The 13,615-nt window shown below is 70.2% G+C and carries 9 protein-coding genes; 2 read left to right on the top strand and 7 right to left on the bottom strand.

Annotated features, from left to right (window positions below):
- The 6 genes from IF54_RS0131345 to IF54_RS0131320 all read right to left on the bottom strand — a co-directional run bounded on the left by IF54_RS0131345 (window position 1) and on the right by IF54_RS0131320 (window position 9,549).
- Window positions 1-1,599, bottom strand: coding sequence for an LCP family protein (locus IF54_RS0131345; protein WP_199821268.1), 1,599 nt, complete (start codon window positions 1,597-1,599; stop codon window positions 1-3).
- Between the two features lie 192 nt (window positions 1,600-1,791).
- The gene (locus IF54_RS0131340; protein WP_030324886.1) at window positions 1,792-3,519 is read right to left on the bottom strand and encodes an LCP family protein; all 1,728 of its coding nucleotides are present in this window, start codon (window positions 3,517-3,519) and stop codon (window positions 1,792-1,794) included.
- 275 nt (window positions 3,520-3,794) lie between these two features.
- Window positions 3,795-5,396 carry an LCP family protein gene (locus IF54_RS0131335; protein ID WP_030324884.1) on the bottom strand — a complete coding sequence of 534 codons (1,602 nt, stop codon included), beginning with the start codon at window positions 5,394-5,396 and terminating at the stop codon, window positions 3,795-3,797.
- Between the two features lie 131 nt (window positions 5,397-5,527).
- A complete protein-coding gene (locus IF54_RS0131330; protein WP_030324883.1) occupies window positions 5,528-7,273 on the bottom strand; it encodes an LCP family protein in 1,746 nt (581 codons plus the stop codon).
- Window positions 7,274-7,426: 153 nt separating this feature from the next.
- Window positions 7,427-8,611 (bottom strand): LCP family protein, encoded by a 1,185-nt coding sequence (locus IF54_RS0131325; protein ID WP_037820876.1) that lies wholly within the window; start codon window positions 8,609-8,611, stop codon window positions 7,427-7,429.
- A 203-nt stretch (window positions 8,612-8,814) separates the two neighbouring features.
- A complete protein-coding gene (locus IF54_RS0131320; protein WP_030324881.1) occupies window positions 8,815-9,549 on the bottom strand; it encodes a TIGR03089 family protein in 735 nt (244 codons plus the stop codon).
- A gap of 129 nt (window positions 9,550-9,678) precedes the next feature.
- Here IF54_RS0131320 and IF54_RS0131315 point away from each other — a divergent pair, with 129 nt between their 5' ends.
- Together IF54_RS0131315 and IF54_RS0131310 are read left to right on the top strand one after the other, a co-directional pair.
- On the top strand, window positions 9,679-11,226 hold the full coding sequence (locus IF54_RS0131315) for a peptidoglycan recognition protein (RefSeq protein ID WP_030324880.1): 1,548 nt from the start codon (window positions 9,679-9,681) through the stop codon (window positions 11,224-11,226).
- Window positions 11,227-11,347: 121 nt separating this feature from the next.
- Complete coding sequence (locus IF54_RS0131310; RefSeq protein WP_030324878.1) at window positions 11,348-12,430, top strand: sugar phosphate nucleotidyltransferase; 1,083 nt, start codon at window positions 11,348-11,350, stop codon at window positions 12,428-12,430.
- 157 nt (window positions 12,431-12,587) lie between these two features.
- Here IF54_RS0131310 and IF54_RS0131305 read toward each other — a convergent pair whose 3' ends face one another.
- Entirely contained in the window at window positions 12,588-13,595 is a 1,008-nt protein-coding gene (locus IF54_RS0131305) for a DNA-3-methyladenine glycosylase family protein (RefSeq protein WP_030324876.1), read from the bottom strand.
- Window positions 13,596-13,615: the final 20 nt, after the last annotated feature.

The following is a 13,615-nucleotide window of genomic DNA, read 5'->3' as shown; positions in this document are numbered from 1 at the left end:
TCACCAGGTGAACCCCGGGTTCACGTGCATGCAGGCCGACTCGTCCGCCCCGTTGAGGGCTTCCGCCGTCTTCGGGGTGGTGTCGTCCTGCTTGGGTGCCTTGTACGTCGTCCCCTCGCGCCAGTCCGCGCCGACGACGAGCGTGACCCCAGAGACGTCGGTGGACTTCTTCACCGAAGTCATCGGGATTCCCAGGGACTTGGCGACCGCCCGGGCGTCGCCCTCCAGCTCGGCGCTCGGGTAGCGCACCAGTGTCCGCGCCTCGCTGAGGGAGGCGGACCGGTCGGAGGACGCCTTGGTGTAGCCCTTCCCGGTCAGCAGTCCGGCCACCGTGCTCGCGCGTCCGCTCGCCGCGGCCAGGGTGCTGGTGCGGGTGCCGTTCTGGACGAGGATCCCGATCTCGTCCTTCGCGGCGGCCGGGTCGGCCGTGGTCTCCTCGGACTTCTCGGCGGTCGCCTTCTTCGCGTCCTTGCCGTCCAGCGCGATGTCCTCGCGCACCAGCCGGAACAGCTGCTCGGCGTCCTCGGTGGGCTCCACGCGGGCACCGACGTACCGGTTCGGCATGGTCGTCATGGTGATCCGCGCGGGCTCGACCTTGCGCAGCTCGTTGCTGAGGTCGTAGAGCTCCTTGACGCTGCCGAGGTCCGGGTCGACGGTGATCGCCTCGGTGGCCTTCTCGGCGAGCTTGCGCAGCTTGTTGGGGCTGCTCAGGGTCGCGTTCTCACGCAGCTGCCGGACCATCGAGTTCATGTACATGTGCTGGGCCTTGGCGCGGGCGAGGTCGCTGCCGTCCTCGAAGCCGTATCGGGTGCGCAGCCACTGGAGGGCCTGCACGCCCTTGACGGGGTGGGTGCCCTTCTTGAGCTTGAGTCCGGAGCCGTGGCCCTGGCTGTCCCGGGACAGGATGTTGGCGTCCACGCAGACCGGGACGCCGCCGATGGCGTCGGCCATGGACACCACACCGGAGAAGTCGACCATCATGAAGTGGTCGATGTGGATGCCGGTGAGCTCCTGCCAGGTGGCCACCGTGCAGCCGGGCCCGCCGTGGCCGAGGCTCTGGTTGGTCATCACCCGGCCCTCGCTCGCCGCGTAGACCTTGCCGTCGTCGGGATCCGTGCACTTGGGGATCTTCACGAGGGTGTCGCGCGGCATGCTGACGACCGACATGTTGCTGCGGTCGGCGGACACGTGCAGCAGCATCTGCACATCGGCGAGGGGAGTGGAGCCGAAGGTCTCCCGGGCGCCGCCGAGCTTCTGGTTCTCCTCGTTGTCCCGCGCGTCGGAGCCGATGACCAGGATGTTCAGCGGGGTCTGGCCGGCGGCGTTCGGCGTCGGCCCGGCGACCTTGTTGTCCCCGAGGTTCAGATCGGCGTGCTGGATCTGGGAGTTCAGGTGCCGGTAGTACACGTAGCCGGTCCCGGCCGCCGCGAGTATCAGTACCGAGAGCGTGGTCGCGGACCATCTGAGCAGCCGGTGCTTGCGCGGCGCCCGACGGCTGCCCGCCCAGCCCTCCGCCTCGGTCGCCGGCGCCGCTTCCTGCACGCTGTATTGCGTTGTCAACGTTCCTGTCCTCCCACCCACCCCACCGGACCCGCACATCACACCGCGGGCCCGCCGCACGTCCTTAGACATACGACGGGCCCGTGAGGTTGCCCTACGAACCTGTGCGGGACCTGGGAACCGTCAGACCTGTTCCGGACCCGGGAACCGTCAGACCTGTTCCGGACCCGGGAACCCTCAGACCTGTTCCGGACCCGGGAACCGTCAGACCTGTTCCGGGCCCGGGAACCCTCAGCTCGCGCACTGCACCTTGTCGGCGGTGGACCTGCCCGCCACGTTCGCCGGGGCGGTCGTGGCCGCGTTCAGCTTCACCCCGGCGCCCTTGAAGTCCTTGCCCAGGGTGAGGGTCATGGCCGGCAGCCCCTGGGCGTTGGTGACGCTCTTGCCGGGCTTCAGCGCCGCGCCGGGCAGGCCCATGATGTCCGCGAGCCGGCGGGCCTGGTCGGCCTGGTCGGGGTCGTACTCCAGGGTCGTTTTCGCGAGCGGCGCCTCGGCGTTGCCCGCGTTGTCGGACTTGGTCACGCCCGCCTCGGTCTGGAGGTAGGCGAGCTGCTGCTGCGCGCTTCCGGCCGGTGCTCCGCCGTTGAGGATGCTGACCCGGACGTCGGAGGCGGCCGATTTCGTGCCCTTGAGCCGGGCGGCGATCTCCGCCTTCTCCTTCTTCTGCTCCGTCTTGACCTCGGTGAACGAGACGTCGTTCTTGATCGCCTCGAAGATCGCGGGAGCCTGGGACTCGTCGACGACGACCGTCGCCTTGATCGTCTCGGCGGGGTTGTCCTTCACCGGCACCGTCATGAAGCTGATGTTCTTCGTCGGCACCTTCTTCAGCTCCAGGGCGATGTCCTTGAGCGTGCCGACGTTGCCGATCGCCTTGTCCACGGTGAGCGCCTCGGTCGCGGCCTCCGCCAGCTTGAGCAGCTTGGTCGGGCTGGTGAGGGTGTCGCCGGAGGTCATCTTCCGCATCAGCGAGCCGAGGAACTGTTGCTGCACCTTGATCCGGTCCAGGTCGCCGGAGTTGCCGAAGGCGTGCCGGGTGCGCACGAAGGCGAGGGCCTGCTCGCCCTCCACCTTCGACTCGCCGGCGGGCAGTTTCAGCTTCGACTGCTTGTCGTCGACGGCCTTCTCCACGCACACGTCGACCCCGTCCACGGCCGTCGTGAGGGTCTTCACCGCGTTGAAGTCGGCCATCACGAAGTGGTCGGGCTTGATGCCGGTGGCCGCCTCGACGGTACGCATCGTGCAGCCCGCGTCCCGGCCGCGCTCACCGAGGCTCCGGTTGAAGCGGACGCCGTCCTGCCCCGCGACGACCGCGTCGGAGCCGTCCTCCTGCTTGGTCTGGCAGTCCGGGATGTCGACGATCAGGTCACGCGGGATGCTGAGCGCGGTCGCGTTCGAACGGTCCTTGGCGACGTGCAGCAGGATGTTGGTGTCGGCGTGGCCGACGCTGCCCTTGTCGCCGTAGCCGTCGTTGCCCTCACCGGTGCGCTTGTCGGTGCCGATGACGAGGATGTTGAAGGCCTCGTCCTTGCTGAAGCTGCTCGCGGCCGCGTCGCCGACGTCCGTCGTGCCGACGTTGCCTTCGAGGTGCTTCAGGTAGAACCAGCCCGTCGTGGCACCGGCGACCAGGACGAAGGCCATGGTGCCGCCGGTCCACAGCAGGGCCTTCTTCGCGTTCGACTTCTTCTTGACCGGCCGGCGTCCGCGCCGCCCCGGCAGCGGCTCCTCGGGGGCGTCCCGCCGTCTGCGCGGCGGCGGGACGTCACGGCCGGGGGCCACGGGCGCGGTCGTACGGCCGGCGGGAGCGCCGTTTCTCACGGGGGCGGCCCTACGGGGTCCGGGCACGGGCGACTGCGGTGCGGCGGGAGCCAGCCGCAGTTCGTATTCGCCGGTGGCCGGATTGAGTACCCACTGGTCTGCGGGATCGACGTCGTTCGCCCGCCCATGGCCTTGCGCGTCCACGTTGGTCCGAATCCTCCGTCAGGGCCACGCGACACCTCCCCCCGGAAGGCGCACGGTTCGGTCGACACAGTGCTCGATCCCAGGACAGGTCTCATGGCCGGGGATCACTGGATCGCTCACACTAGCCGCCCGTTCGGGCGTCGAGCCAAGCAGCGAGGGATTCCTCGGCCTCACAAGCGGTCAATCCACCCCATTTCCTCGGAAGGGGGTCCGGCGTCCTGGTGTGCGAGCGGTTCCTGCCCAAGGAGTACGTACGGACGGCCCGGGCCGTTCGACTACCACTGGTAGACCCCGTACACGGGCATGCACTGCTTGGTGTCCGAGCCGTTGATGGCGTCCGAGTTGGCGGGCAGGTCCCCGGCCCTGGGCGCGGACTGCTTCGGATAGGCGGTGCCGGTGCGCCAGTCGGCGCCCACGACGAGGGTGACCCCGGAGACGTCGGTGGACTTCTTCACCGAACTCAGCGGAATCCCGAGGGACTTGGCGATGCGCTGGGCGTCGCCCTCCAGATCGGCGCTCGGGTAGCGCACGACCGTCCGGTCCTCGGACAGGCCCGCGGACGCGTCCTTGGACGCCTGCGTGAAACCTTTCTCCACGAGTTCCTGGGCGAGCACGCCCGCGCGTCCGCTCACCGGGCCGAGCGTGGCGGTGGCGGTGGCGTTCTGCACGAGGACACCGATCTGGTTGTCCGGCGCCGAAGGGGCTTTGGTGGCCTGGGCCTTGACGGTCTTCTTCGCGTCGGACGCCTTGCCCTTGTCGTCGAGGGGCACGTCGTCGCGGAGCATCTCCCAGAGCTTGTCGGCGTTCCTGGTGTCGGGGACGACGTGGTTCTCGTCCTGCGGGTCCTCGAGGTTCGGCATCGTCACCGAGGTGATGCGGTCCGGCGGCACCGACTTGAGCTGGGTGCCCAGGTCGTAGAGCTTCTTCACGGTGCCGATCTCCTCGGACACCTTCAGGGACTTCGTCGCCGCCTCGGCCAGGTCCATCAGCCGCGGGGTGTCGGTGAAGACGTTCTGCTTCGTCAGCGTGCGCATCATCGAGTTCAGGTACATGTGCTGGGCCCTGGCCCGCATCAGGTCACTGCCCCAGGCGTGCCGGGTGCGCAGCCACTGGAGCGCCTGCTTGCCCTCGACCTTGTGGGTGCCCGCCTTCATCTTCAGGCCGGAACCGCCGGGCACCGAAGGGGTCGGGCGGTCCCACACGTTCTGCCGGACGCACACGTCGACACCGCCGATGGCGTCCGCCATCCGCACCACGCCCGCGAAGTCGATGGTCATCCAGTGGTCGATGTAGACCCCGGTGAGGTTCTGCCAGGTGGCGAGCGTGCAGCCGGCCCCGCCGCGGGCCAGCGAGTTGGTGATGATGGTGTTGGTCGGGGCGAACTTCTTCCCGGTGTCCGGGTCCTGGCACTTGGGGATGTCGACGCGGGTGTCGCGCGGGATGCTCACCATCGCGGCGCTCTTGCGGTCCGCGGACAGGTGGATGAGCATCTGCACATCGCCCCGGGGCGCGTCGCCCCGGTCGTCCCTGCTGCCGCCGAGCTTCACGTTCTCGTCGGAGTTACGGCTGTCCGAGCCGATCAGCAGGATGTTCAGCGGGGTCTGGCCGGCCGCGTTCGCCTCCGTCTTCCGCGCCTTGGAGTCGCCGCTGCTGCGCTCGCCCTTGCGGATGTTGCCGTTGAGGTGCTGGTAGTAGAGGTAACCGGCGCCGCCGGTGCCGAGTATCAGCACGGCGAGCGTGACCGCCGACCAGCGCAGCACCCGGTGCTTGCGCCGGACCCCCCGCCGCCCGTGCCGCCCCGGTCTCTCCGGACCCGCCCCCTGGCCGGGCCGGACATCCGCCCGGGTTCCCTCCCCCTGGACACTGCTGTGCGCCATCCCCTGTCTCCCCACCCTCACACACACGGAACGAACGAAAGACCTGCTGTACGCAGCAGAAGAGCCGCCGTACGCAGCAGAAAGACCTGCCGTACGCCCCGTAAGACGCACAACAGGCCCTTCAGGTCACCTCACTTGGCGCATTCGACCTTGTCGGCCGTGGACTGCTGCACCCCCTCGGGGGCCTTGGTCGCCGTCGTGAAGGACACCCCCGCGCCCTTGAAGTCCTTGCCCAGGGTCAGGGTCATGGTGGGCAGGCCCTGGGAGTTGGTGACGCTCTTGCCGGGCTTCAGCTGCGCCCCGGACAGGCCCAGGATGTCCGCGAGGCGGCGCGCCTGGTCGGCCTGGTCGGGCGAGTACTCCAGGGTCGTCTTCGCCAGCGAGGTGCCCGCGTTGCCGGCGTTCTCCGACTTCAGCACGCCCTCCTCGTTCTGGAGGTACTCCAGCTCGGCCTGCGCACTGCCCGCCTGGGCACCGCCGTTGAGGATCCGCACCCGCACCGCGGACGCGGCCGACTTGGTGCCCTTGAGCCGGGCCGCTTCCTCGGCCGCCTCGGCGCTCTTGGACGCGCTGGCCTTCTTCTTGACCTCCGTGAAGGACACGTCGTTCTTGATCATGTCGAACACGGTGGGCGCGGTCGCGTCGTTGAGGACGACCGTCGCCTTCACCTTCTCCGCCGGGTTGTCGACCACCGGCACGGTCGTGAAGGTCAGGTTCTTGACGTTCAGCTTGCCCAGCTCCAGACCGAGGTCCTTCAGCTTGGAGATGCTGTCGAGCTGCGAGTCGACGGTCAGCGCCTTGGTGCCCGCCTCCGCCAGCTTCAGCATCTTCGTCGGGCTGGTGAGCGTGTCGTTCGACTTCAGCTTGCGCATCAGCGCGCTCAGGAACTGCTGCTGGAGCCCGATCCGGCTCAGGTCACCGCCGAAGCCGACCGAGTGCCGGGTGCGCACGAACGCGAGGGCGTCCTCACCGGAGATGGTGTGCGTGCCCTTGGACAGCTTGAGCTTGGAGTCCTTGTCGTCGATGTCCTTGCCCAGGCAGATCTCGACCCCGCCGACCGCCGTGGTCAGCGTCTTGACCGCGTTGAAGTCGGCCACCATGAAGTTGTCGGCCTGGATGCCGGTGAGCTCGGTCACGGTCCGCACCGTGCAGCTGGGCGTACGGCCGCCCTGCCCGAGGCTGGTGTTGAAGCGCACGGCGTCCGTGCCCGCGATGATCTTGGTGGAACCGTCCTCCTGCGTGGTCGGACAGTCCGGCACGTCCACGATCAGGTCGCGCGGAATGCTGAGCGCGGTCGCGTTCGTACGGTCCTTGGAGACGTGCAGCAGGATCGTGGTGTCCGCGTGTCCGACGCTGTTCTTGTCGCCGTAGCTCTCGTTGCCCGCCCCGGTGCGCTTGTCCGTGCCGATCAGCAGGATGTTGATCGCCTTGTCGGTCTGGAAGCCACCGGTGCTCGCGCCGTCGTCGGAGACGGAGGTGATGTTGCCGTTGAGATGGCGGATGTAGAGGTATCCGCCGCCCGCGGCGGCGATCAGCACGAACGCCATCGTGCCGCCGGTCCACAGCAGCGCCTTCTTCGCATTCGACTTCTTCTTGACCGGCCGGCGTCCCCGCCGTCCCGGCAGCGGTTCCTCGGGCGGAGCGCCCCGTCGCCTGCGCGGCGCGGGCACGTCACGGCCCGGCGCCGGGGGAGCGGTCGTACGCCCGGCGGGCGGGCCCGTCCTGCTGGGCGCGGGGGCGGATCTACGGGGACCGGGAACACCCGACTGCGGTGCGGAAGGGTTCAGTCGCAGTTCGTATTCACCGGTGTGCGGGTTGAGTACCCACTGGTCGGCGGGGTCGATGTCGCCCGCCTGTCCACGGCCTTGTGCGTCCATGGTTGCTGAATCCTCCGACGGCCGGATGCACCGGAGCGCTCACCCTAGCCGTCCGATTCGCCGACAGGTTACGGCGGTGATGAATTCCACGTGCCTACAACCGGGCAATCCGCCCATTTGCCTGGACACCGCTCCGCCCCCTTGGGAAATGCTTTACCCGCAGGTGTCCTGGGCGGCCGTGTTGCCGCGGAAGGCGGGCACCCCGCCGACGTTCTCAGATTCTTCATAGGCTTCTTCGTCATGAGAATCTTCTGAAACCTTCGGGGCTTTCTCCGTCACCTTCACCGGCTCATCCTTGCGCAACCGTTCGAAAAGGCGCCGGGCTTCGGGTTCGTCGAGTTGGTCGCGATTTGCGTCGTGAACGTACGGCTCCCTCGGCACGGTGAGGAATTGCACCCGCCCCATGGGGATGTCCCGCAGCCCGCGCACGAGCTCGTACAGCCCGCGCAGGCTCGCCAGGTCCGGGTCGGTGGTGAGCGAGGAGGTCGCCGCGTCCAGCACGGGATAGAGCTTCACCGGATTCAGCAGTACGTCATTGCTCTGCACCTTGTGCACCAGCGCCCCGAGAAAGTGCTGCTGTCGATCCATCCGCTCGGTGTCGCTGCCGTCGCCGAGCGACTTGCGGGCCCGTACGTAGCCGAGCGCCTCCTCGCCGTCCAGCGTCACCCGTCCCGCCGGAAGCCGCAGCTTGGCGGCCTTGTCGTCGATCGGCTCGGAGAGGCAGACCGTCACCCCGTCCACCGCGTCGACCATGTCCTTGAAGCCGTGGAAGTCGACGACCATGTGGTGATCCACACGAACGTCCGTGAGTTTCTCGACGGTCCGGATCGTGCAGGCCGAACCGCCCTTCTGGAAGGCGTGGTTGAACATGTCGAACGTCGGCCGGCTGCGGGTGCCGTCCGGCCGGCGGCAGGCCGGCACGTCCACCATCAGGTCCCGCGGCAGCGACACCGCGGTCGCGGTGTGCCGCCCGGCGGACAGGTGCAACAGGATCGTGGTGTCCGAGCGTTCGGTCCCCGTGTCGCGCCCGTAGCGCGCGTTGCCGTCCCCCGACCGCGAGTCCGACCCGATCAGCAGGATGTTCAGCGCACCCTTCACCAGCGAGGTCGGCCGCTCCTTCTCGTACCGGGCGAGTTCGGCAGCGGCCGCCTCGTCGGGCGTGATGTTCCCGTCGAGCTTGGCGTAGAGGATCCCTCCGGCACCGGCGGCGACGAGGACGACCGCACCGGCGCCCGCCCCGGCCCGGCGCAGCCACCGCCGCCGACCCCGCCGTACGAGCCCCTCACCGTGGGCCGACACCCCGAGACCGGGCCCGAGGGCACGAGGACTGTCGGTCAAGGGTCGGCCCACCCCTCATGGCGTAGGGATCTGTTCCTACGACCATGGCGTGAACGGAGTGCGGTGACGGCCCGGTACTAATCCATCCGGGTGACTGTTCCCACCTCAGGGGCGCGGGGCTGTATCAATATGCGGCTCCGCCGCGTGGGCGCGACAAGCCACAGGCGACCTGCACCCGCCAACCGGAGGCGCCCACCCCCCTCTCAGCGGCGCACAACACCCACCCGCTCATCCTCGACCCGCTTGGCAAGCCCTTCCTCACCCAACCGCTCCAGATGCCGGCACAACACCACGGACCCCCCGTTGGCGAGCGCCCCGTACAACCCCGCACACACCCCGTCCCAGGTGTCGTACGGCAACCCCGACAGCACCCGGTCCCCCGTCCCCTCGGCCCGCGCCCGCTCCACGACCTCCGCCCCGCTGAACTCGCGCCCGGCGACGACCAGCGCGGGTTCATCCGGATCCACCGGAGCGAACGGCGCGAACCGGTCCCCCTGCCCCGGCACCTCCACGGCATAGTCGACGAACCCGTCCGGCGGCTGCGGGAACCGCCCGCCCAGCGGCCGCAGCGCCAGCGCGACCCGCTCCCCGGAACAGGCCCGGGCCGCCTCCAGGGAATCCGGTCCGCTCACCACGACGTCCGCCGAAGCGGCATCCCCGCCGATGTCCGCGACCACCCCCACCGACGCACACGCCAGCAGCCAGACCGCCGTCTGCCAGTGCGCGGGCAGCAGCAGCACCACCCGGTCGCCGGGTGCCGCGGCGAGGTCGCCCTGGAGGAGGTTCGAGGTCTTGGCCACCCAATTGGCGAAGGTGGCCACGGACAATTCGACACGTTCGCCCGTGGCGTCGTCGTAGAAGGTCACCAGGGGGCGTCCGGGATCCGCGGCGAGCGCGGAACGCAGCAGGTCGGCAGGGGTGCGATCAGTGGCGTTCACCCGCAGAAGCGTACGCGGGCGCACCGCCGGACGCCCTCGCGCGGGGCCACCGGTTCGGCGCAACAGCACCCGACGGTCCGTCAGTTCCCGGATGGACAGATTTATATGACTATGTCCAATATCGGGAGCATGCGTGGACTTCTTGCTTCCTCGATCGGCGTCACCTGTGCGGCCGCCCTCGCTCTGCCCCTCAGCTCGCCCGCCGCCGCGGCGAGACCGGCGTCCCCGGCATCCGCGGGCACGGCGTTCGCGAGCACGGCATCCGTGAGCACGGTGGCGGGCGCGGAAGCCAGGGGTGCCGCCGAAGCCCTCCGCGGGGGCCGAGCCCAGGACGTCGCCCAGACCCTCGGCAGCACCCAGTCGCTGCCCCTCGCGCCCCTCACCTCCCGCGACCGCACCCTCGCCCCCGCGGCCGCCGAACAGGGCCTGTCCCGCCGGGACGTACGGCACTTCTCCCTCGTCGGCGTCGTCTGGAACGACCCGGACACCGTGCTGCACGGCAGCGTCCAGGTCCGCACCCGCGCCGTCGGTGCCGACACCTGGTCCGGCTGGCAGGACCTGGAGACCCACAACGACGACGCCGCCGACCCCGGCACCGCCGAACGCGCCTCCGGCCGCGTCCACGGCGCCACCGCACCGCTGTGGGTGGGCGACTCGGACGGCGTGGAGGTGCGCGTCCGCGCCGAGGCCGACCGCAGGACCGAGGACACGGCCCGCGGCTCCCGTACCGTGACGGCGAGCGCCCCCCTCCCGACGGGCCTGCGCCTGGAACTCGTGGACCCGGGCAGCAGCGCCCCGGCGCCCGGTACCCGGGAAGCCGCACCGGCCGCCGACCGGCCCGCTGCCTCCCGCGCCGTCGTCCCGTACGACACGGCCCCCACCGGCGAACCGGGCGCCGAACAAGGAGCAGAACAGGCCGCCGACCCGACCGCGCTGGACGCGGACGCCGCCAACGCCGGCCTGGCCGCCCCCGGCGCCACCGAGATCCCCGAGCTGAGCCGCGTCCGGACCGAGCGGGAGCTGTTCTCCCTGCGCGCGGGGGAGTTGACGACGCAGCAGCGGGCGAAGCCGTACATCGGGCCGCGCCCGCGGATCGTCACCCGGCGCGGCTGGGGAGCCGACGAGACGCTGCGCGAGCGGACGTTCGTCTACACGAAGAAGGTCAAGGCGGCCTTCGTGCACCACACGGCGTCCGGCAACGGATACAGCTGTGCACAGGCACCCTCGCTCATCCGCGGTATCTACCGGTACCACGTCAAGAGCATGGGCTGGCGCGACATCGGCTACAACTTCCTCGTCGACAAGTGCGGAAACATCTACGAGGGCCGGGCCGGCGGCGTGGCGAAGGCGGTCCTCGGCGCCCACACCCTCGGGTTCAACACCAACAGCGTGGGGATCGCCGTCCTCGGCAGCTACGGCACGACCAAGCCGCCCGCCGCCGTGGTGAAGGCCGTCGCACGGCTGACGGCGTGGAAGCTCGGCCTGTACGGCGCGAACCCGAAGGGCAAGACCTACCTGAAGTCGGGCGGGGGCAACCTCTACCCGAAGGGCAAGAAGGTACGACTGAACGTCATCTCCGGTCACCGGGACGGCTTCGCCACGGAGTGCCCCGGCCGGCAGCTCTACAGCAAGCTCGGATCCACCCGCACGACAGCCGCGCGTTACCAGGGCCGCTGACGATCGCCGAGCGAGGGGCTGAACCGCCGCACACCCGTCGAAGGCACGGCACCACGATCTGCATACACTTGCCGGTCGAAAGACAGTTCGGGCCGGTCCCGGCGGGAAGCGGAGACAACAGGTGACAGAAGCGATCCTCCTGGTCGGCGGCAAGGGCACGAGGCTGCGGCCCCTCACGGTCCACACGCCGAAGCCCATGGTCCGGGCGGCCGGGGTCCCCTTCCTCACCCACCAGCTGGCGAGAGCGAGAGCGGCAGGGGTCGACCACATAGTCCTCGCCACGAGCTACCTCGCGGAGGTCTTCGAACCGCACTTCGGCGACGGCTCCTCCCTCGGCCTCCACCTCGAGTACGTCACCGAGGAGGAGCCCCTCGGCACCGGCGGCGCGATCCGCAACCTGGCAGCCCGGCTGCACTCGGCCCCCGACGACCCGGTCCTGGTCTTCAACGGCGACATCCTCACCGGTCTGGACATCGGGGCGCTGGTCCGCACCCACGAGGAGACCGGCGCCGACGTCTCGCTCCACCTCACCAAGGTCACGGACCCGCGGGCCTACGGCCTGGTCCCCACCGACGACACGGGGAGGGTCCTCGCCTTCCTGGAGAAGCCGCAGACCCCCGAGGAGATCGTCACCGACCAGATCAACGCGGGCGCGTACGTCTTCCGCCGTTCCGTCATCGACACGATCCCGCAGGGCCGCCCGGTCTCCGTCGAACGTGAGACCTTCCCCGAACTCCTCGCGGCCGGAGCCCACCTCCAGGGCATGGTCGACTCGACGTACTGGCTGGACCTCGGCACCCCCGCCGCCTTCGTCCGCGGCTCGGCCGACCTCGTCCTCGGCCGCGCCCCGTCCCCCGCGGTCCCCGGCCGCTGCGGCGACCGCCTGATCCTGCCCACGGCCAGGGTCGCTGCCGACGCCAAGCTGACGGGCGGCACGGTGGTCGGCGAGGGCGCGTACGTCGCGGAGGGCGCCCGGGTCACCGGCTCCACGATCCTCCCGGGCGCGGTGATCGAACCGGGCGCGGTCATCACCGACTCCCTGATCGGCACGAGGGCCCGAGTCGGCGAACGCTCCGTCCTCACCGGAACGGTCATAGGAGACGGCGCGATCATCGGCCCCGACAACGAACTGCTGGACGGCATGAGGATCTGGTGCGACGCGAGAATTCCGGCGGGAGCGGTCCGCTTCTCGTCGGACCAGTAAGCGCGGCGAAACTCAGCCCCTCCGGCGTTTGAGGAGCGGGGGCCCGGGGGCAGAGCCCCCGGAAGCGGGGTCGAAGGGGCGGCAGCCCCTGGGGATGGGACGGGTAGGGGCGGCGGGGGCGAAAAAATCCGCCGGCACCCCACGGCACCCCCGACCGTCACAACCGCCCGATATCCCCCCGAGTCATCCGCGGAGCCCGCCGCCCCGGCGTACGCCCACTCAACAAGATCAACCGAGCAGCCCGATGCCGCTGCCCCGCATACGGCTCCAACAGCGACAGCATCACCGCATCATCCGCATCCCGGTCCCCCGCAAGCGCGAACCCCACGATCCCCGGCAGATGCAGATCCCCCACGGTCACCGCATCCGCCGCCCCATGACTCCGCTGCACCACCTCCGCGGACGTCCACGGCCCCACCCCCGGTACAACCTCCAACCGAGCCTGCGCAGCGGCCGGCGGCATCGACATCGCCTCCTCCAGCCGCGCAGCGACCCGCACGCACCGCAGGATCGTCGACGCCCGCTTGTTGTCGACCCCGGCCCGATGCCACTCCCACGAAGGAATCAGCGCCCAGGTCCGGGGCGCGGGCATCACCCACAGCCGCCCGCCCGCCGCGGGTCCCGGCGCCGGCTCCCCGAACTTGCGCACCAGCAACCGCCACGCCCGGTACGCCTCGTCCGTCGTGACCTTCTGCTCCAGCACGGACGGGATCAACGACTCCAGCACCAGCCCGGTCCGCGTCAGCCGCAGCCCCGGCCGCCGATGCCAGGTGTGCGCCACGATCCGGTGCCGGGGCACGAACGCGGAGGGATCGTCCGCCGCCCCGAGCAGCTCCGGCAGCTGCGAGAGCAGCCACTCGGCCCCGGGCCCCCACGCCTCGCCGAGCACCTCACCGCCGTACACACGGACCCGCAGCGTCCCCGGCCCGGCCGGGGTGAGACTGGCCCGCCACACCGACCCGTCCGGCATCGCCCGGAAGGTGGGGTCCCCGGGCCCGCGCCTGAGCGCCCCGAGGACCAGCCCGAGATCGACCGGCCATCCCGGGGCCCACCTCCGCACCAGCGGGGCCGCGACCGGGGCCGGCTCCCGCCGCGGGACGGGCACGACGACCTCGCCGCCGCGCACGGTCGTACGGGTGGGCCGAGGAGTGAAGCGTCCTGCCACGAGTGATGTCCTGGAGTACG

The organism is Streptomyces sp. NRRL B-3229, from assembly GCF_000719505.1.
Lineage (GTDB): Bacteria > Actinomycetota > Actinomycetes > Streptomycetales > Streptomycetaceae > Streptomyces > Streptomyces griseorubiginosus.
Note: the sequence above shows the minus strand (reverse complement) of the source record. Positions and strands in the feature narration are given on the sequence as shown.

Bases quoted from the DNA above. Each gene is read 5' to 3' on its own strand.
- IF54_RS0131315 (WP_030324880.1), top strand. From the start codon at position 9,679: ATGCGTGGACTTCTTGCTTCCTCGATCGGCGTCACCTGTGCGGCCGCC.
- IF54_RS0131330 (WP_030324883.1), bottom strand. From the start codon at position 7,273: ATGGACGCACAAGGCCGTGGACAGGCGGGCGACATCGACCCCGCCGAC.
- IF54_RS0131345 (WP_199821268.1), bottom strand. From the start codon at position 1,599: ATGTGCGGGTCCGGTGGGGTGGGTGGGAGGACAGGAACGTTGACAACG.
- IF54_RS0131335 (WP_030324884.1), bottom strand. From the start codon at position 5,396: ATGGCGCACAGCAGTGTCCAGGGGGAGGGAACCCGGGCGGATGTCCGG.